At 63.6% G+C, this 17,285-nt stretch carries 15 protein-coding genes; 5 read left to right on the top strand and 10 right to left on the bottom strand.

The features are described 5' to 3' along the window. The 5 genes from HNO86_RS13600 to HNO86_RS13580 all read right to left on the bottom strand — a co-directional run. Nucleotides 1–1,148, bottom strand: a 1,148-nt coding sequence (locus tag HNO86_RS13600; protein ID WP_175377467.1) for an FAD/NAD(P)-binding oxidoreductase, incomplete at its 3' end; no start/stop codon positions are given. Continuing rightward, a complete protein-coding gene (locus tag HNO86_RS13595) occupies nucleotides 1,145–1,381 on the bottom strand; it encodes a (2Fe-2S)-binding protein (protein WP_175377466.1) in 237 nt (78 codons plus the stop codon). The genes HNO86_RS13595 and HNO86_RS13600, both read right to left, overlap by 4 nt. After that, complete coding sequence (locus HNO86_RS13590; RefSeq protein ID WP_175377465.1) at nucleotides 1,374–2,489, bottom strand: FAD-binding oxidoreductase; 1,116 nt, start codon at nucleotides 2,487–2,489, stop codon at nucleotides 1,374–1,376. The genes HNO86_RS13595 and HNO86_RS13590 overlap by 8 nt, the downstream gene beginning before the upstream one ends. Next, nucleotides 2,486–3,418 carry a 4-hydroxyproline epimerase gene (locus HNO86_RS13585; RefSeq protein WP_175377464.1) on the bottom strand — a complete coding sequence of 311 codons (933 nt, stop codon included), beginning with the start codon at nucleotides 3,416–3,418 and terminating at the stop codon, nucleotides 2,486–2,488. The genes HNO86_RS13590 and HNO86_RS13585 overlap by 4 nt, the downstream gene beginning before the upstream one ends. Before the next feature lie 112 nt (nucleotides 3,419–3,530). Further along, nucleotides 3,531–4,202, bottom strand: a complete 672-nt coding sequence (locus tag HNO86_RS13580; protein ID WP_175377463.1) for an FCD domain-containing protein — start codon at nucleotides 4,200–4,202, stop codon at nucleotides 3,531–3,533. A gap of 213 nt (nucleotides 4,203–4,415) precedes the next feature. On the opposite strand from HNO86_RS13580, the gene HNO86_RS13575 reads away from it, so the two are divergent. Together HNO86_RS13575 and HNO86_RS13570 are read left to right on the top strand one after the other, a co-directional pair. Next, entirely contained in the window at nucleotides 4,416–6,455 is a 2,040-nt protein-coding gene (locus HNO86_RS13575; RefSeq protein ID WP_175377462.1) for an NADPH-dependent 2,4-dienoyl-CoA reductase, read from the top strand. Between the two features lie 140 nt (nucleotides 6,456–6,595). Then, on the top strand, nucleotides 6,596–7,537 hold the full coding sequence (locus tag HNO86_RS13570; RefSeq protein WP_175377461.1) for a 1-aminocyclopropane-1-carboxylate deaminase/D-cysteine desulfhydrase: 942 nt from the start codon (nucleotides 6,596–6,598) through the stop codon (nucleotides 7,535–7,537). A gap of 39 nt (nucleotides 7,538–7,576) precedes the next feature. On the opposite strand, the gene HNO86_RS13565 is transcribed toward HNO86_RS13570, so the two are convergent. The 3 genes from HNO86_RS13565 to HNO86_RS13555 all read right to left on the bottom strand — a co-directional run bounded on the left by HNO86_RS13565 (nucleotide 7,577) and on the right by HNO86_RS13555 (nucleotide 10,486). Continuing rightward, nucleotides 7,577–8,137 carry a cytochrome b gene (locus HNO86_RS13565; RefSeq protein ID WP_175377460.1) on the bottom strand — a complete coding sequence of 187 codons (561 nt, stop codon included), beginning with the start codon at nucleotides 8,135–8,137 and terminating at the stop codon, nucleotides 7,577–7,579. A 253-nt stretch (nucleotides 8,138–8,390) separates the two neighbouring features. Then, complete coding sequence (phnX, locus tag HNO86_RS13560) at nucleotides 8,391–9,218, bottom strand: phosphonoacetaldehyde hydrolase (protein WP_175377459.1); 828 nt, start codon at nucleotides 9,216–9,218, stop codon at nucleotides 8,391–8,393. A gap of 158 nt (nucleotides 9,219–9,376) precedes the next feature. Then, nucleotides 9,377–10,486, bottom strand: coding sequence for a 2-aminoethylphosphonate--pyruvate transaminase (locus HNO86_RS13555; protein WP_175377458.1), 1,110 nt, complete (start codon nucleotides 10,484–10,486; stop codon nucleotides 9,377–9,379). Nucleotides 10,487–10,595: 109 nt separating this feature from the next. Here HNO86_RS13555 and HNO86_RS13550 point away from each other — a divergent pair, with 109 nt between their 5' ends. Continuing rightward, nucleotides 10,596–11,459, top strand: coding sequence for a LysR substrate-binding domain-containing protein (locus tag HNO86_RS13550; protein ID WP_175377457.1), 864 nt, complete (start codon nucleotides 10,596–10,598; stop codon nucleotides 11,457–11,459). A gap of 120 nt (nucleotides 11,460–11,579) precedes the next feature. Here the strand turns inward: HNO86_RS13550 and HNO86_RS13545 are convergent, their stop codons facing one another. Further along, a complete protein-coding gene (locus HNO86_RS13545; RefSeq protein WP_175377456.1) occupies nucleotides 11,580–12,452 on the bottom strand; it encodes a LysR family transcriptional regulator in 873 nt (290 codons plus the stop codon). A 267-nt stretch (nucleotides 12,453–12,719) separates the two neighbouring features. On the opposite strand from HNO86_RS13545, the gene HNO86_RS13540 reads away from it, so the two are divergent. Next, the gene (locus HNO86_RS13540) at nucleotides 12,720–14,045 is read left to right on the top strand and encodes an MFS transporter (protein WP_175377455.1); all 1,326 of its coding nucleotides are present in this window, start codon (nucleotides 12,720–12,722) and stop codon (nucleotides 14,043–14,045) included. Nucleotides 14,046–14,116: 71 nt separating this feature from the next. Beyond that, nucleotides 14,117–15,508, top strand: a complete 1,392-nt coding sequence (locus HNO86_RS13535) for an FAD-dependent oxidoreductase (protein WP_175377454.1) — start codon at nucleotides 14,117–14,119, stop codon at nucleotides 15,506–15,508. A 216-nt stretch (nucleotides 15,509–15,724) separates the two neighbouring features. Here HNO86_RS13535 and HNO86_RS13530 read toward each other — a convergent pair whose 3' ends face one another. After that, entirely contained in the window at nucleotides 15,725–17,131 is a 1,407-nt protein-coding gene (locus HNO86_RS13530) for a type VI secretion system Vgr family protein (RefSeq protein WP_175377453.1), read from the bottom strand. Nucleotides 17,132–17,285 lie beyond the last annotated feature (154 nt).

Raw genomic sequence — 17,285 nt, 5'->3', positions numbered from 1 at the left:
CAAACCCGCCCCTGACAAGCCCCCATCCCACAGCGACTGGCCAGCTTCGCCCCACGCCAATCCCCATGCCCGGCAATCGCCCCGTAGGACACATCCTCACACCGACAAACCAGCGTATCCGCTCGAGCCAGATTCTTGAGCCGAGGATCAAGCGCAAACGCACGGTTCAACGCCCGCGCAAACCCCTGCCAACGCGCCCGACGCGACCACAGCTGCCGCGCCGCATCGTTGTCACCCACCGCCACAAACCCGGCGATGGCACCTTCCACCAACGCCAGCTCGCTCCCTCCAAACCCCGTACACTCACCAGCGGCAAAGTGATTGGCCCGACTCGTCGCCTGCCACTCATCGACCGCCAGCGCCGTACCGGCCAGTTCACACCCCAGCGCCTGCCCCAACTGCGTATTGGGAATCAGCCCAAACCCACAGGCCAGTCGATCACAAGCCAGCTCGACGATTTCACCGTCCGGTTGCCGCAAGCGCACGGCCTCCAGCCGTTCAATGCCCAGCGCCTCCACCACATGAGTGCCGGTTCGGTACTGACGATCAAACAAAGTGAAGGACTGCAAAAGCTTGCCCGGCCAACGCGGCAGTTGCAGGGAGAACCCGGCGACAGCAAGCGAAGAAGCCTGCTCGGCGATGCGCACCACCTGGGCACCGTTGTGTTTCGCGGTGGCCGCGCTGGCCAGCAGCAACGGCCCGCTGCCGGCAATCAACACACGCTCACCGCGCACCGGCAAGCCCCCCTTGATCAGCGCCTGAAGCCCACCAGCGCCGGTCACCCCCGGCAATGTCCAGCCGGGAAAGGGCAGCAGCAATTCGCGAGCCCCGGTACACAGAATCAACTTGTCGTAGTCGATCAACCAGCCGCGCTCGGCATCTTCCACCAGCAACTGGTTCGGCGCGCAGCAGGCGATCACCCGCGTGCCCGAATGGTGACGGACATTTCGGCAGTCGCTCAGGCGCGAGCGCATCTGTCGTGCCTGGTCCGGCAGGCTGGCCTGCGGTCCGTCGCGCCAGATCTGCCCGCCGGGCAGCGGATTGTCGTCGAGCAGCACAATCCGCGCGCCACTGGGGGCGGCGGCGAGGGCGGCGCTCATGCCGGCGGGGCCGGCACCAATGATCAGCAGGTCGGCGTATTCGTTCATGGTCGGGTCTGCACCTGCATGTCGTCCTGGCACAGGGTCTGGCAAGCCAGTCGCCTGCGGCCGTTGATGGTCACCCGGCATTCCTGGCAGATGCCCATGCCGCACAGAGGTGCGCGTCGCTGACCGCTGACCGAGGTGCGACTGCAGCCGTCACCGCCCAGGGCCAGCGCCGCGGCGACCGTTGTGCCCTCGGCCACGCGCAGGGCGCGGCCGTCCAGGATCAATTCAGGCATAGAGCGCCTCTGCGATAAAACGTTGCGGTAGATAGGGTTGCGCCGCCAGTGGTGGCGTCTCGCCGAACAATTGCGCCACCAGCAGGTCGGCCGTGCCGGGTGCCGTGGTGACCCCGAGCCCCTCATGCCCCACCGCGAGCCACAGGCCTTTGCGGTGCGGATGCTCGCCCACCAGCGGCAGGCCGTCGGGGCTGGCGGCGCGAAAACCGGTCCAGGCACGGATGCCGTTGAGCTGGGCAAGATCGGGCATGTACTCGATGGCGCGCTTGAGCATCTTCGCCAGCATCCAGCCTTCCACCTGCGGATCGGTGGTGCCGAACTGTCGCGAAGCGCCAATGAACAGTTGCCCGGTCGGGCGCGGCTGGATATTGCAGGCGGTCGACGGCCCGGTGGCGTTGTGGGCGCTGGTGACATAACCCAGTTCCACCAGGGTGTGGGTGACCTTGCCGGGGTAGCGGTCGGTGATCAGCAGATGACCTTTTTTCGGCTCGATCGGCAACTCCGGGCACAGCTCGGTGGCCTGGATACCGTTGGCGAGAATGACCACTTCAGCGCTCAACCACTGACCGTCCTCGAGGCGCACGCGATTGCCATCCACCTCACAGACCCGCGCCCGCCGTTGTTCGATGTTGCCGTTGTCGAGCATCCAGCTGGCGGTCGCCGGGGCATACAGAATGCCGTCGCCGTTGATCAACAGACCCCCTTCAAGACCTTCACGCAACGCCGGTTCACGCTCGCGCAATGCACGAGGGGCGACCAGTTCGCAGGCAACGCCCTCGGCCTTGAGGTTCAGGTATTTGCTTTCGGCCACGGCCATTTCATCGGCGTTGGCCGCCAGCCACAGGGTGCCATTGCTGCGGTAGGCGCAACCGTCGGGCAGCTCTGGCGCCTGTTCGCGCCAGCGTTGCAGCGAGTATTGACTCAAGGCCAGTTCGGCCGGGTTGTCATCGAGCACCAGCAAGTGGCCCATGCCGGCGGCCGTCGCGCCATGCCTGCCTGCGTCCAGCACCAGCACGCGCAAGCCGCGTCGGGCCAGCGCCTGGGCGCAAGCGGCGCCGATGATGCCCGCACCGATCACGATCACATCGGCCACCCGGCCCTGGTTCATGGGCGAATGCCCCAGGCGAAGGGGTCGTCCTGTTCGATGATCAGGTTGGCCTCGGCGCTGATGAAGGCACGGCCGCGAATGGTCGGGACGATGCGCTCGCCTTGCCATTCATAGGAGCCTTCGAACTCGCTGCCGATCACGCTGGCCTGGCGCCAGATCTGCCCCGGCTGCAATTTGTCGTCGGTCGCCAGGCACGCCAGTTTGGCGCTGGTGCCGGTGCCGCAAGGGGAGCGGTCGTAGGCCTTGCCGGGGCACAGCACGAAGTTGCGGCTGTCGGCCCGGTCATCGTCGGCGAACAGTTCGACATGGTCGATCAACCCGCCGTCTTCGCCACGAATGCCCTGGTCTTCCAGCGCGTGCTGCACGGCATAGGTGTAGGCGGTCAGTGCATCGAGGTTGTCGCCGGCGACCCGCAGGCCGTGCTCGGCAATCAAGAAAAACCAGTTGCCGCCCCAGGCGATGTCACCGACCACCTGGCCAATCCCCGGCACCTGCAACGCCACGGCCTTGCGATACCGATAGGCCGGCACGTTGCGCACGCTGACCGAGTGATCCGGATGAAGGGTGGCCTGCACCGTGCCCACCGGCGTTTCGATGCTGTGCACGCCTGGACCGATCTTGCCCAGATGCGCCAGCGAAGCCACCAGACCGATGGTGCCGTGGCCGCACATGCCCAGGTAGCCGGTGTTGTTGAAAAAGATCACGCCGGCACAGGCGCTCGGGTCGACCGGCTCGCACAACAGCGCGCCGACCAGTACATCGCTGCCCCGTGGTTCGAGCACGCAGGCGGCGCGCCAGTCGTCGTGTTCTTGCGCCAGGCGTTGGCGGCGCTCGGCCATGCTGCCGGTACCCAGGTCCGGAAAACCGGCGGTCACCAGGCGGGTCGGTTCGCCGCCGGTGTGGGAGTCAATCACGGTGATGCGTTTCATGAAGGCCACGTCCGTTCAGATGAGTGAACGCAAGAGTGGCCTGTGCGGGGCGTGGGCGGCTTGATGGTTTTATCCGGTGCCGATGACGAAATCGGCACAGGGCAACCCGCTGTCAGTGATGGTGGGGCAGGTGTTCGAACAGGGTTTTGCAGACACCGGCAATGTGCTCGTCGAGCAACTTCACCGCGCGGTCGACATCACCCGCGCGGCAGGCGGCGATGATCTCGCGGTGTTCGTGGTCGGCGCGTTCCTTGCCGGCCGACAGGCTCATCTGCATGCGCAGGTAACGCTCCAGCTTGTCGTTGACCGAACGGATCAGCCCCACCAGGAACGGCCGTTGCGCCGGTTCGTAGAGGCAGGCGTGCAGTTCCCAGTTCAGCTCCGCCCAGCGCCCCACGTCATCCTCGCCGACGAACTCCTGGCAGATACGCTCGGCGCGGGCGAAGGTGGCTTCGGTCATGTTCGGGATGGCCAGGCGCAGCACCTTGTCTTCGAGCAGCATGCGCACTTCGAACATCTGCGCCAGCTCCGCATCGGACACCCGCGTGACCATCGCCCCGCGATTGCGCTGGAACATCACCAGGCCCTCGGCTTCCAGGCGCTTGAGCGCTTCACGCACGGGGATCTTGCTGACGTTGAACTGGCGGGCGATGTCGTCCTGGCGAATCGGCTCGTCCTCGGCAAAATGCCCGGCGACGATGGCGTCTCGCAGGTGGCGGGTAATGATTTCCGATGTCGAGGGGGCATTGCCCAGGTCGGGAGCGTTGAACTTGGGTAGGGTCACGGCGGCGGTCGTTCGGAGTGATTTGGCGATATGGTATACGAATTTTTCCGCGTGGCTCAGGCATCTGACGCGGGTCGCTGCACAATTGGATCATTAAGTTGTCACTTTCAGTCATTGAGGCGTCCCCGGACTGCTCATAGTCTGTAACACATGACTGAGGGACGCCGCAGAGCGCCCCCACTTTTCCGTGATCGATCGTTGTGGAGCCTACCGATGACCGCCGCTCTTTATCCGAACCTGCTGGCCCCGCTGGACCTGGGTTTCACCACGCTGCGCAACCGCACCCTGATGGGTTCGATGCACACCGGCCTTGAAGAAAAACCCGGTGGTTTCGAACGCATGGCCGCTTATTTCGCCGAGCGTGCCCGTGGCGGTGTCGGCCTGATGGTCACCGGCGGTATCGGCCCGAACGACGAGGGCGGCGTGTACTCCGGCGCCGCCAAGCTGACCACCGAGGAAGAAGCGCTCAAGCATCAGATCGTGACCCGCGCGGTGCACGAGGCGGGCGGCAAGATCTGCATGCAGATTCTCCACGCCGGTCGTTATGCCTACAGCCCCAAGCAGGTCGCGCCGAGCGCCATTCAGGCGCCGATCAACCCGTTCAAGCCCAAGGAGCTGGACGAGGAAGGCATCGAGAAGCAGATCCGCGACTTCGTCACCTGCTCGACCCTGGCGCAACAGGCCGAGTATGACGGTGTGGAAATCATGGGCTCGGAAGGTTATTTCATTAACCAGTTCCTCGCCGCCCACACCAACCACCGTACCGACCGCTGGGGCGGCAGCTACGAAAACCGCATGCGCCTGCCGGTGGAAATCGTGCGCCGGGTTCGCGAAGCGGTAGGCCCGAACTTCATCATCATCTTCCGCCTGTCGATGCTCGATCTGGTGGAAGGCGGCAGCACCTGGGAAGAAATCGTGCAACTGGCCAAGGCCATCGAGCAGGCCGGTGCGACCATCATCAACACCGGTATCGGCTGGCACGAAGCGCGGATTCCGACCATCGCCACCAAGGTGCCACGCGCCGCGTTCAGCAAGGTCACGGCCAAGCTGCGTGGTGAGATAAAAATTCCACTGATCACCACCAACCGCATCAACACCCCGGAAGTGGCCGAACAGATCCTGGCCGAAGGCGATGCCGACATGGTGTCCATGGCGCGGCCGTTCCTCGCCGACGCGGACTTCGTCAACAAGGCGGCCGAAGGTCGTGCCGACGAAATCAACACCTGCATCGGCTGCAACCAGGCGTGCCTGGACCACACCTTCGGCGGCAAGTTGACCAGCTGCCTGGTGAACCCGCGGGCCTGCCACGAAACCGAGCTCAACTACCTGCCGGTACAGCAGTTGAAGAAGATCGCCGTGGTCGGCGCCGGCCCTGCGGGTCTGGCTGCCGCGACGGTGGCCGCCGAGCGTGGCCATCAGGTGACTTTGTTCGATTCGGCGAGCGAGATCGGCGGCCAGTTCAACGTCGCCAAGCGCGTGCCGGGCAAGGAAGAGTTCTACGAAACCCTGCGTTATTTCCGTCGCAAGCTGCAGACCACCAACGTCGAGCTGTGCCTGAACACTCGTGTGGATGTGGCGAAGCTGGTCGAGGGCGGCTATGACGAAATCATCCTCGCGACCGGTATTGCCCCGCGCGTGCCGGCGATTCCCGGTGTCGAACATGCCAAGGTGCTGAGCTATCTGGACGTGCTGCTCGAGCGCAAGCCGGTGGGCAAGCGCGTGGCGGTGATCGGCGCGGGCGGTATCGGTTTCGACGTCTCCGAGTTCCTCGTTCACCAGGGCCAGGCCACCAGCCTGAACCGTGATGAGTTCTGGAAGGAGTGGGGCATCGATACGCACCTGGAAGCGCGCGGCGGTGTCGCCGGGATCAAGGCGGCGCCCCATGCACCGGCCCGTGAAGTGTTCCTGCTGCAACGCAAGAAATCCAAGGTCGGCGACGGCCTGGGCAAGACCACCGGCTGGATTCACCGCACGGGCCTGAAGAACAAGCAGGTTCAGATGCTCAACAGCGTCGAGTACCTGAAGATCGATGACGACGGCCTGCACATTCGCATCGGCGAAGCGGGCGAGCCGCAGGTGCTGCCGGTGGACAACATCGTGATCTGTGCCGGGCAGGACCCGCTGCGCGAATTGCAGGAAGGCCTGGCGGCGGCAGGGCAGAACGTGCACTTGATCGGCGGCGCGGACGTGGCGGCGGAGCTGGATGCCAAGCGGGCGATCAACCAGGGGGCGCGGTTGGCGGCTGAGTTGTAATCTGCAGGTCCAGCGTGCCGATGGCCTTCGCGGGCAAGCCTCGCTCCTACAGGGTATGCGCTATCTGTAGGAGCGAGGCTTGCCCGCGAAGAGGCCCTCAAGGCTGCTAAAATGCCGGCTCCTCACCCAGAGCCGGCATCATGCTTCTCCCTCCCAACGACTGGCTCCCCCGGGCCCCCCTCGAACTTCTGCACCTCGACTGGCTCAGCGACCTCCACGTCGCCATCCTGCGCCTGGACCGGATCGACCCGCTGATCAGCGGCAACAAATGGTTCAAGCTGATCGAACACCTCAAGGCCGCCGGGCAAGCCGGTTGCGAGGGCATCATCAGTCTGGGCGGTGCCCACTCCAACCACCTTCATGCACTGGCTGCGGCGGGCAAGCGCTTCGGTTTTGCCACGGTGGGCCTGTTGCGCGGGCACCCCCAGCAAACGCCTACGGTCGAGGATTTGCAGGCGTTCGGCATGGAGCTGCACTGGCTCGGCTATGGCGGTTATCGAGCGCGACATGAGGCGGGTTTCTGGGTGCCTTGGCGTGCACGTTATCCGACCCTGTACCCCGTGCCCGAAGGCGGTGGCGGCCTCGCGGGCGCTCGCGGTTGCGTTCCATTGAAGGCGATGGTTCAGGCTCAGCTGAAGGACCTGAACTGGAGCGACTACGACGGCTGGTGGCTGGCCTGCGGCACCGGCACCACGCTTGCCGGATTGGTGCTGGCCGAAGCCGGGGAGCGGCTGGTGTACGGCGCGCTGGCGGTGCCCGACGATCATGGGGTGGCGCAGCAGGTCGAGCGGATTCTGGGGGAGGCGGGCTCGCCTCGTTCGGCTTATGAATTGATGGACGCCAGCCGGGGTGGCTTTGCCAAGGTCGATGCGCCGTTACTCGAATTCATCGATCAGACCGAACGCGCCAGCGGCATTCCCCTGGAGCCCTTGTACACCGGCAAGGCACTGCTGGCGCTCAGGCAGCAGGTCGAAGCGGGGAAGTTCGCCCGGGGAACGCGGTTGGTCTTTGTGCATACCGGTGGCTTGCAGGGGCGGCGGGGGTTATTGCCCATCAGTCAAGGCGAAACGCGCTCCATGTAATGCGGTGGCCTTAAAGCCCCACATTGATGCTTCTGGATTTCAGGAATCGCGATTCACCCGCTTGGGCATCATCCGCAACAGGGTGTTATCACCCACCACATAATGGTGATACAGCGCCGCCACCGCATGCAGGCCAATAAGCCAATAACCGATGGTGCCGGCCAGTTCATGCCATTCCTGCAGCTGTTTGGCGAACGCCTTGTCCTCGGCCACCAGCAGCGGCAGGTCGACGCCGTAGAACATCACCTGATTGCCTTTGGCGCTGGTGGTCAGCCAGCCGAGGATCGGCGTGGCGATCATGAACAGGTACAGCGCCCAGTGCATCAGTTTGGCCAATGTCGTCTGCCACTGCGGCGAGGCCGGGAAGATCTGCGGTGCGGGGCCGAAACTGCGGGCGAACAGGCGTAGCCAGACCAGGACGAACACCGTCAGGCCGAGCATGAAATGGGACTCCACGATCAAGGTTCGACCACCACTACCCTTGGGGAACATTCCGCGCAGTTCGATACAGGCGTAAACCAGCGCCAGCAGGACCAGCATCAACCAGTGCAGCGTGATCGATACGGTGCTGTAGCGTGATTCGGAGTTTTTCCAGGGCATTTCGCGCTTCCTCACAGGTCCGGTTTAGAGCCACCGTTCTTGGTCGACGGTGTGCTTTAACTGTAATCCTGTTTCAACGGCTTTGCCTTGGGCTGTTTAACGCTGAATGCTCTGTTCAGGTAATTGACAGCAAGACGCATTTCTTACTGCAGAATCTGCCGCAGGCTGCGATCTTTTAAAGGCAAAATCAAAAGATCGCAGCCTGCGGCAGCTCCTGCACAGAGCGAGGCGGTGTGCTTTCTGTAGGAGGGGATCAGCTGGACTGTGGCATCTCGCCCTTGGCCAGGCGCTGGTTGATGTCGGCGATCACGGCGGGCAGGTCGCTGATGGTGTCGATCATGTAGTGCGGGCGCGAGTCTTCGAAGAGTGTGTGGATGCGTTTGCGCTCGCTGTCCAGCGTGGCGCTGTCCAGGGCGCGGAAGCCTTCGTAGTCCAGGCCCAGGGCGTTGCCCGAGCAGATCAGGGCCACGGTCCACATGCCGGCGCGGCGACCTTCGAGAATGCCCGGTACGGTATCGTCGATCTTCACGCAGGCGGCGACGTCGTCGATGCCCAGGGCGATCACGTTGGCCAGGGCCTGGGCCGGCCATGGACGACCGTTCGGCACTTCATCGGTGGCCACCACGTGGTCGGCCACATAACCGTTGGTGGCAGCCAGAGCCACCACCTTGTCCATGACCTGTTTCGGGTAACCGGAGCAGGAACCGATCTTGATCCCTTGCTGGCGCAGGTTGGCGATGGTGTCCAGGGCGCCCGGGATCAGCGCCGAGTGCTCGGCGATTTTTTCGATCTGCAGCGGCATGAAGCGCTGGTAGATCGCGGTGACGTCATCGTCGGTCGGGGTGCGGCCGAACACCTTGCGATAACGCTCGGCGACTTCCGGCAGGTCGCACAGGGTACGGATGTGATCCCACTTGCCCATGCCCATCGGGCCACGGGCTTCTTCGATGGAAACCTGCACGTCGAACTCGGCGAAGGCTTCGACGAAGATCTGGGTAGGGGCGAAGGAACCGAAGTCGACGACGGTGCCGGCCCAGTCGAGGATGGCGGCTTGCAGTTGGGTTGGGTTGGTGTAGTTCATGGTGATCAGATCCTGTAATGGCTGACTGAATTTGGAATTCGTTTTTTTGTGGGAGCGGGCTTGCTCGCGAATGCGGTCTGACATTCAGCAATGATGTCGACTGATACGCCGCTTTCGCGGGCAAGCCTCGCTCCTACAGGGATGGCGGTGTCTTTGAATCAGATCTCGAGCACTTCCATCTCACGCAACACTTCACCGATGGCCGCGACGGCTTCGCGCATTTCGGCAGGTTGCACGTGGCCGATGCAGCCGACGCGGAAGGTTTCGACCTGGGTCAGTTTGCCGGGGTAGAGGATGTAGCCCTTGGCCTTGACCCGCTCGTAGAACTCCTTGAACTGGTAGCGCGGGTCTTTCGGGGCGTGGAAGGTGGCGATGATCGGCGCCTGGATCGCGGCCGGCAGGAAGCTGCGCAGACCCAGTTTGCCCATCTCTTCCATCAACGCCTGGCAGTTGGCGGCGTAACGCGCGTTGCGTGCCGGCAGGCCGCCTTCTTCGTTGTATTGCAGCAGGGCTTCGTGCAGCGCCGCGACCACGTGGGTCGGCGGGGTGAAGCGCCATTGGCCGGTTTTCAGCATGTAGGTGTGCTGGTCGAACAGGTCCATCGCCAGGGAATGGGAGTTGCCGGCGGCTGCCGCCAGGGATTCCTTGTTGGCGAACACGAAGCCCATGCCCGGTACGCCTTCCAGGCATTTGCCGGAGGCGGCGATCAGCGCGTCGAACGGAATCTTTTGCGCATCGACCGGCAGGGCGCCGAAGGAACTCATGGCATCGATGATCAGGCGTTTGCCGTGCTGCTGCACGACCTGGGCGATTTCCGGCAGCGGGTTGAGGATACCGGTGCTGGTTTCGCAGTGAATCAGCGCAACGTGGGTGATGCCGGCATCGGCGCGCAGCAGACGGTCGACGTCGGCGGCGGTGGTCGGTTCGTCTTCGGCGGTTTCGAAGGTGCTGAAGGCGCGACCCAGCACTTCGCAGATTTTCGCCAGGCGTTTGCCATAGGCGCCGTTGATCAGCACCAGGACCTTGCCGTCGCGGGGCACCAGGGTGCCGATCGCTGCTTCCACGGCGAAGGTGCCGCTGCCTTGCAGAGGGACGCAGTGGTGGCTGGCGGCGCCGTTGATGATCGCCAACAGTTGTTCGCACAGGCTGGCGGTCAGTTGGTTGAAGCGGTCATCCCATGAACCCCAGTCAACCATCATCGCCTGACGGGTGCGGGCGGACGTGGTCAACGGGCCGGGGGTGAGCAGGATGGGTGCGGCAATACTCATTCTCGTGTCCTCGCAATCGATGGGATGAATCGTTGGTGCCTAAATTGCAATTTGCCGAGTTATCAATCAAATTGTTTGTTGTTATGCCAGCCATCAGTAGGACTTATTCATGAATCTGTTTCAGCTGCGTGCCTTCGATGCCGTGGCCCGCGAGGGCAGTTTCACCCGCGCCGCCGCGCGCCTGTTTATCAGCCAACCAGCGGTCACCGGGCACATCAAGGCGCTGGAGGAGCACTACCAGATCACCCTGTTGCGGCGCACCGCGCGGCGGGTGGAATTGACCGAAGAGGGCACCAAACTGGCGGCCATCACCCGGGCGATGTTCGGTCTGGCCGAGGAAGCGCAGGTGATGCTGGAGGCGAACCGGCAGTTGCTCACCGGTCGCCTGGAAGTCGCCGCGGACGGCCCGCACATGGTCATGCCGATGCTGGCGAGCCTGCGCGCGCGGTATCCGGGGATCACCGTGAACCTGCGCCTGGGCAACGCCCAGGAAACCCTCGCCGCGCTGCTGTCCGAGCATGCCGACGTGGCGGTGCTGACCGAGGTCGAGCCGCGCAAGGGTCTGCATCTGCAGGCCCTGAGCGAGTCACGGATTTGCGCGCTGGTGCCGGAAAATCATCCGTGGGCGCGCAAGACCAAGGGCGTGCCGCTCAAGGAACTGGATCAGGTGATCATGGTGTTGCGTGAACCCAGCTCGATCACCCGCCGCACCTTCGACGAAGCCTGCGCCCAGGCCAGGGTGAGCCCGCGGGTGCTGCTGGAACTGGACAGCCGCGAAGCGGTGACCGAAGCGGTGGCGGCGGAGTTGGGGGTGGGCGTGGTGTCGTCGGTGGAAGTCAGCCATGACCCGCGGGTGGCGGCGGTGCCGATCATTGGCGAGGGGTTGGTGAACCGGCACATGATGGGGTGCATGGAACGGCGGCGGGATTTGCGGTTGATACAGGCGTTTTTCGGGTTGGTGCCTGGCAAGTAGACCGAGTCGCGGCCTTCGCGGGCAAGCCTCGCTCCCACAGGGTTTGTGGTGCACATAAATTTTATGAACGGCACAAAACCCCGTAGGAGCGAGGCTTGCCCGCGAAGAGGCCGGACCTGCTTAAACCAGACTCTCGCGCACCATCTGCAGAAACGTCGCCACAATCCGCCGCGAACTCTGCTCCCTCAAACACACCAGTGTCTCGGTCAAGCGCCGCTTGCAGTCGGTAATCGGCAACGCACACACCCTGGAATCCGCACCGAACTCGGCCGCCGAAACCACCCCCACGCCAATCCCCACCACCACCGCTTCGCGCGCCGCTTCCCGGCCTTCGACCTGGATCGCCGGCCTGATGCGAAACCCGGCGCCGGCCATTTCCTCTTCCAGTGTCTGGCGCGTCACCGAGCCGATTTCCCGCAGCACCAGCGGCGTGTCGTCCAGATCCGCCAGGCAGATGGATTCGCGGTCGGCCCAAGGGTGATTGCGCGAGACGAACGCCACCATCGGGTCGTTGCGCAGTGGCAGGGAGATCAGGCGTTCGTCGCTGACCTCGCGGCCCAGCAACGCCAGGTCAGCCTGATAGTTGAACAGGCGGAACAGCGATTCGTCGGTGTTGCCGGTTTCGATCTTCACGCTGATGCCCGGATATCGCTCGCAGAACCGGGCGATCTGCGGCAACACGTGCACCGGTGCATCCACCGCCAGGATCAGGCTGCCGGTCTGCAGGGCCTGGGAGTCCTGCAACAGCTCCTGGGCTTCGGCTTCGATCACGAACAGTTTCTGGGTGACGCCAAGCAGACGTTCCCCCAGATCAGTCAAACGCACCGAACGTTTGTTGCGGTGAAACAGCAGCACCCCGTAACGTTCTTCGAGTTTGCGCACCTGATCGGAGATCGCCGGTTGCGTGAGGAACAATCGCTCGGCGGCTTTGGTGAAGCTTCCGTAGACGGCCACCGCGTGGAAAGCCTTGAGCTGAGCGTGGGAAACCGACATCGAACCTCCAGTAACAAGCAGGGCTTATTTTTGAAATACGATAAATCGATTTCACTTATTAATCAGTAATTGTTTCCATCCTCTCCAGCCCCGCTGACTGGCCAGTCGAACAGCTCGGGAGCCATGAGACTGTGCGTGCAGTACGCAGGACTCATCTGACCGGTATCCGCCGAAGGGACAGGGCGATATCGCAGTGCTCAACAATAAAAACACAGGCGTTTTCTTCCAATTCTGCCGGCACACTCACACCCTGAGGTCAGAACCACAATGAACAAGCACATCGGCACCATCAAGCGTTGGCGCGTGCAGATCTTCGCGATCACCTGGCTCGCCTACGCCGCTTTCTACTTCACCCGCAAAGCGTTTTCCGTTGCCAAGCTCGGCATCGGCGAAGACCCGACGTTCATGCTCGACAAAATGGCCATGGCCAACCTCGACGCCATCTACCTGACCGCCTACGCCGTCGGCCAATTCACCTGGGGCATCCTCGCCGACCGTTTCGGCCCGCGAGTGGTGGTGCTGGGCGGGTTGCTGATTTCCGCGGCCGCAGCCCTGGTGATGGGCAGCTTCGCCACCTTGCCGATCTTCGCCACCTGCATGTTGATCCAGGGCTTGGCGCAGTCCACTGGCTGGTCGGGGTTGTGCAAGAACCTCGGCAGTTTCTTTCCCGCCCAGCAGCGTGGGCGAGTGCTGGGGCTGTGGAGTTCCTGCTACGCGTTCGGTGGCCTGGTGGCATCGCCGTTCGCCGGATGGTGGGCCTACACGGCGATCGGCTCCTGGCACGCGGCGTTCATTTCCAGCGCGGCGGTGGTCGGTGTGGTGGCGGTGCTGTTCTTCATCTTTCAGCGCAACAAGCCTGAAGACGTCGGCCTGCCAGCGGTGGAACCGGAACCTGAACCGAGTGCCGAAGAGGCTAGCGATCAAGGTAAAACCAGCTTTCTGGCGCCGTTGAAAGACATCCTGCGCAACCGCACGGTGCTGGTCCTGGGGCTGGCGTATTTCATGCTGAAACCGGCGCGCTACGCGATTCTGCTCTGGGGCCCGGTGATCGTTTTCGAACAGATGCCTTCGGTGGGCAAGGTGGGCGCGGCGATCATTCCGACCGCTTTCGAGCTGGCCGGATTGCTCGGACCGATCCTGATCGGGCTGGCCTCGGACAAACTCTTCGGCGCGCGCCGCATGCCGGCCTGCGTGATCAGCCTGCTGGCCCTGACCGTGTCGCTGGCGTTTTTCATGGGCGCGCTGCACACCGGTAGCGTGGTGTTGGTGGTGGCACTGCTGTTTGTCATGGGCCTGACCCTGTATGGACCGGACTCAATGATCAGCGGCGCGGCCGCGATCGATTTCGGCACCGCCAAGTCCGGCGCCACGGCGGCGGGCTTCGTCAACGGCTGCGGTTCGGTCGGGGCGGTCCTGGGCGGGTTGCTGCCGGGCTATTTCGACTCCGTCACCGTGTTCATCGTTTTTGCCGGCTGCGCGATGTTCTCCGCGCTGGTGCTGATCCCGCACTGGAACAGTCGCCCCGGTGGCCTGAAAACCAATTATCCGTTCGTGCCTAACCAGCCGATGACCGTAAAACCCCTGCGTACCTGAACCCTGTCCCGCGTCGCCTGCTGCGGGTGCGGCAGGCCGGCGCGTGGATACCTGACCGGAGATCGACCCCCATGAGACCCTTTTGGCTGGACCAGGCCCTCAAGGCTGAAGCGTCCGACAGCTGCCCGCCACTGCAAGGCGATGCCCGCGCCGACGTGTGCATTGTCGGCGGCGGCTACACCGGGTTGTGGACCGCGATCATGCTCAAGCAGCAAAACCCCGAACTGGATGTGCGGCTGATCGAGGCCGACATCTGCGGCGCCGGAGCCAGCGGGCGCAACGGTGGTTGCGCCCTGTCCTGGTCGGCGAAGTATTTCACCCTCGAGCGCCTGTTCGGCGTCGAGGAAGCGGTGCGTCTGGTCAAGGAGTCCGAGCGCAGCATCCACGCCATCGGCGCGTTCTGCGAGCAGTATGGGGTGGATGCCGATTACCGGCTCGACGGCACCCTCTACACCGCGACCAATCGCGCTCAGGTCGGCTCGACCGACGCGGTGATCGCCGCCCTGGAACGCCAGGGCATCAACTCTTTCACTCAAAGGCCGCTGGCCGATGTGCAGCGCATGGCCGGTTCCAGCAAACACCTGGAGGGCTGGTTCTCCCCGGCGGCGGCCAGTGTGCAACCGGGCAAGCTGGTACGCGGTTTGCGCCGCGTGGCCCTGCAACTGGGGGTGAAGATTCATGAACACACCGCCATGACCGGGCTGGAAGAAGGCAAACCGGCGGGGATACAAACCGCCAACGGCACCATTCGCGCCGATCGTGTGGTGCTGGCGATGAACGCCTGGATGGCCCGGGCGTTCCCGCAGTTCGAGCGCAGCGTGGCGATTGTCTCCAGCGACATGCTGATCACCGAACCACGCCCGGATCTGCTCAACGAAATCGGCTTGACCAGTGGCGTCACGGTGCTCGATTCGCGGATCTTCGTGCACTACTACCACAACACGCCGGACGGCCGGATCATGCTCGGCAAGGGCGGCAATACCTTCGCCTATGGCGGGCGCATGCTGCCGGTGTTCGACCAGCCGTCGCCTTATGCCGGTCTGTTGCAGAGCAGTCTGGCGGACTTCTTCCCGGCCTTTGCCAACGTCAAGGTCGAGGCGACGTGGAACGGGCCTTCGGATCGCTCGGTCACGGGGCTGCCGTTCTTCGGGCAGATGAGTGCCAGTGGCAACGTGTTCTATGGGTTTGGATATTCGGGCAGTGGCGTCGGGCCGTGTCATATGGGCGGGCAGATTCTGGCGTCGATGGTTCAGGGGCTGGACAACCCGTGGACCCGTTCGCCGCTGGTGAATGGGCCGCTGGGGTTCTTCCCGCCGGAGCCGATTCGGTACCTGGGTTCCTTGATGGTGCGCAATGCGATTCGTCGCAAGGAACGGGCAGAGGATCATGGGCGCAGGCCACGGCATCTGGATGTGCGGTTGGCGAAGTTTGCGGCGGCGGCGGGGAAGGCTGATAAGGGATAAAGCAGCGGCAAGCTTCAAGCTTCAAGCTTCAAGCGGCAAGTTTGAGGGAAGATCCCTGTAGCAGCTGGCGAAGCCTGCGTCCGGCTGCGCAGCAGTCGCAAAACCTGAGTGCGAGGTCTGCCTGAGACACCGCGTTGCCTGATTTCACGACTGCTTCGCAGCCGGACGCAGGCTTCGCCAGCTGCTACAGGTCCTGCTGCGGTTATCTGACAGGAATCAGGGCCCCCTTATCAACCAATCAAGCAACAACCGGGTATCGCTGCGCGGCTCCGGGGTGCGGGCTGGGCGAGAGGGTTGGCGCTGGACCAGGCTGGCGCAGAACACGGGCCGGTCCGGGTCGCCGTCGAGGAAGCTGACCAGCCCGTCGCTGCCCGCCAGTGGCATTTGCGCCGGGTCTGGCAGAGTGTCCGACGCCGCCAAGGCAACCGGAATCCAGACCCCGCCACCTGTCTGGGGATCGCTCTGCGGCGTGGGCCACAAGCTGACCTGCATCCGACCCCGATCATCCAGTACCGTCGGCTCACCGGCCACGCCGCACACCCGGGCGGGTTGAAAGCCGGGAATGTTCGGCCGACTGTGAGCATGCTCGGGACGAAAGACCGTCGACCAGGGCATCGCGCTGAAGTGATTGCGATAACGCGGCCGCGGGACGGGCGCATCGGCCGCCGGACTCGAACCCTGATGCCGCGCCTGGGTTACCAGCCATTGATCGTTGAATGGCGAAAACGGGTGCTCTGCCACCTGCACGATCTGCGCACTGCGCAATTGCCCATGATTGCTCTGGCCGTGGATCTGCACCTGCTGGCATCGCAGGCGCTCCAGTTGCCGTCGGGCGAGTTGCTCGCGGTGGCGCTGTTCGATGCCGGGGCGCGGCAGCGGCGGTTTCTTCGGATTGAAGGGGTGATTGGCCGCGCTGTCGTCACTGGCCTCGGCGCCGCGTTCGCGGCTCTGCGGGTGTGCTGGACGGGCTTGTGCGTCATGACGCTGGAACAGTTCGCTGATGGTCGGCGGGCTGCCGACGACGGGCTCGTTATCGAAAGCCATCAGCAACGGTTCCTGGGGGAAGCTCAGGCAATCGTCGGCGAACACCAGTACATGGCCATCGCTTCGATGCTCGAAGTGATAGTGAATGCCTTCCTCCTCGCACAATCGGTGCAGCAGGGCCAGGTCGGTTTCCTCGTACTGAATGCAGAACGGCCGCAACGGGTAGCTTCCGGTCGACAGTTCAAAGCGGTAGCTGCTTTCGGGCAAGTCGTGTTCCGCCAGCAATTGGCGCAGGATCATCGGCACGCTTTGGCGCTCGAAGATCCGGCGGGTCTTGCGCGTGTCGAGGGCGAGCAGTTCAGGCACCAGCACCAGTTTGTAGGCGACCTGATCAGGTCCGCGGTATTCACGGCTGACGCTGTGCAGCACGCCGTGAAACCCGGCGCCGCGGCCCAGGTCCAGGTGTGCCGGCCGGTGGAACAAGGGTTCCAGGGACATGGCCGGCGCCAGGCCCAGGGCTTCGATGTCGAAGCGGTAGGGTTGATTGAGGGCTTCATGCCCGTGAAATTGCAGCACCTGCAGACTCAAATCGTGGTCGAGGAGGGTCAGGGTGAAGGGGCTTTCCTTGTCGTTATACATCGAGCGCACTTCTGCTACGGAGGACGGGCGCAGAGGGTACGAAACCCCGGCACCTTGTAGTCACCGCAAAGCGAAGATTCAGAAATGCCCTACAAGACCTGTAGAACTTGTCGACAGGACGCGAGAATTTTTGGTCGATTGCCAACTTTAGGCC

It is taken from the genome of Pseudomonas sp. C1C7 (assembly GCF_013359595.1).
GTDB lineage: Bacteria > Pseudomonadota > Gammaproteobacteria > Pseudomonadales > Pseudomonadaceae > Aquipseudomonas.
This window is presented reverse-complemented; position numbering and strand designations above follow the sequence as displayed.

Coding starts and splice junctions, on each gene's coding strand:
- HNO86_RS13595 (WP_175377466.1), bottom strand. CDS start 1,381: ATGCCTGAATTGATCCTGGACGGCCGCGCCCTGCGCGTGGCCGAGGGC.
- HNO86_RS13590 (WP_175377465.1), bottom strand. CDS start 2,489: ATGAACCAGGGCCGGGTGGCCGATGTGATCGTGATCGGTGCGGGCATC.
- HNO86_RS13585 (WP_175377464.1), bottom strand. CDS start 3,418: ATGAAACGCATCACCGTGATTGACTCCCACACCGGCGGCGAACCGACC.
- HNO86_RS13575 (WP_175377462.1), top strand. CDS start 4,416: ATGACCGCCGCTCTTTATCCGAACCTGCTGGCCCCGCTGGACCTGGGT.
- HNO86_RS13570 (WP_175377461.1), top strand. CDS start 6,596: ATGCTTCTCCCTCCCAACGACTGGCTCCCCCGGGCCCCCCTCGAACTT.
- HNO86_RS13565 (WP_175377460.1), bottom strand. CDS start 8,137: ATGCCCTGGAAAAACTCCGAATCACGCTACAGCACCGTATCGATCACG.
- phnX (WP_175377459.1), bottom strand. CDS start 9,218: ATGAACTACACCAACCCAACCCAACTGCAAGCCGCCATCCTCGACTGG.
- HNO86_RS13555 (WP_175377458.1), bottom strand. CDS start 10,486: ATGAGTATTGCCGCACCCATCCTGCTCACCCCCGGCCCGTTGACCACG.
- HNO86_RS13550 (WP_175377457.1), top strand. CDS start 10,596: ATGAATCTGTTTCAGCTGCGTGCCTTCGATGCCGTGGCCCGCGAGGGC.
- HNO86_RS13545 (WP_175377456.1), bottom strand. CDS start 12,452: ATGTCGGTTTCCCACGCTCAGCTCAAGGCTTTCCACGCGGTGGCCGTC.
- HNO86_RS13540 (WP_175377455.1), top strand. CDS start 12,720: ATGAACAAGCACATCGGCACCATCAAGCGTTGGCGCGTGCAGATCTTC.
- HNO86_RS13535 (WP_175377454.1), top strand. CDS start 14,117: ATGAGACCCTTTTGGCTGGACCAGGCCCTCAAGGCTGAAGCGTCCGAC.
- HNO86_RS13530 (WP_175377453.1), bottom strand. CDS start 17,131: ATGTATAACGACAAGGAAAGCCCCTTCACCCTGACCCTCCTCGACCAC.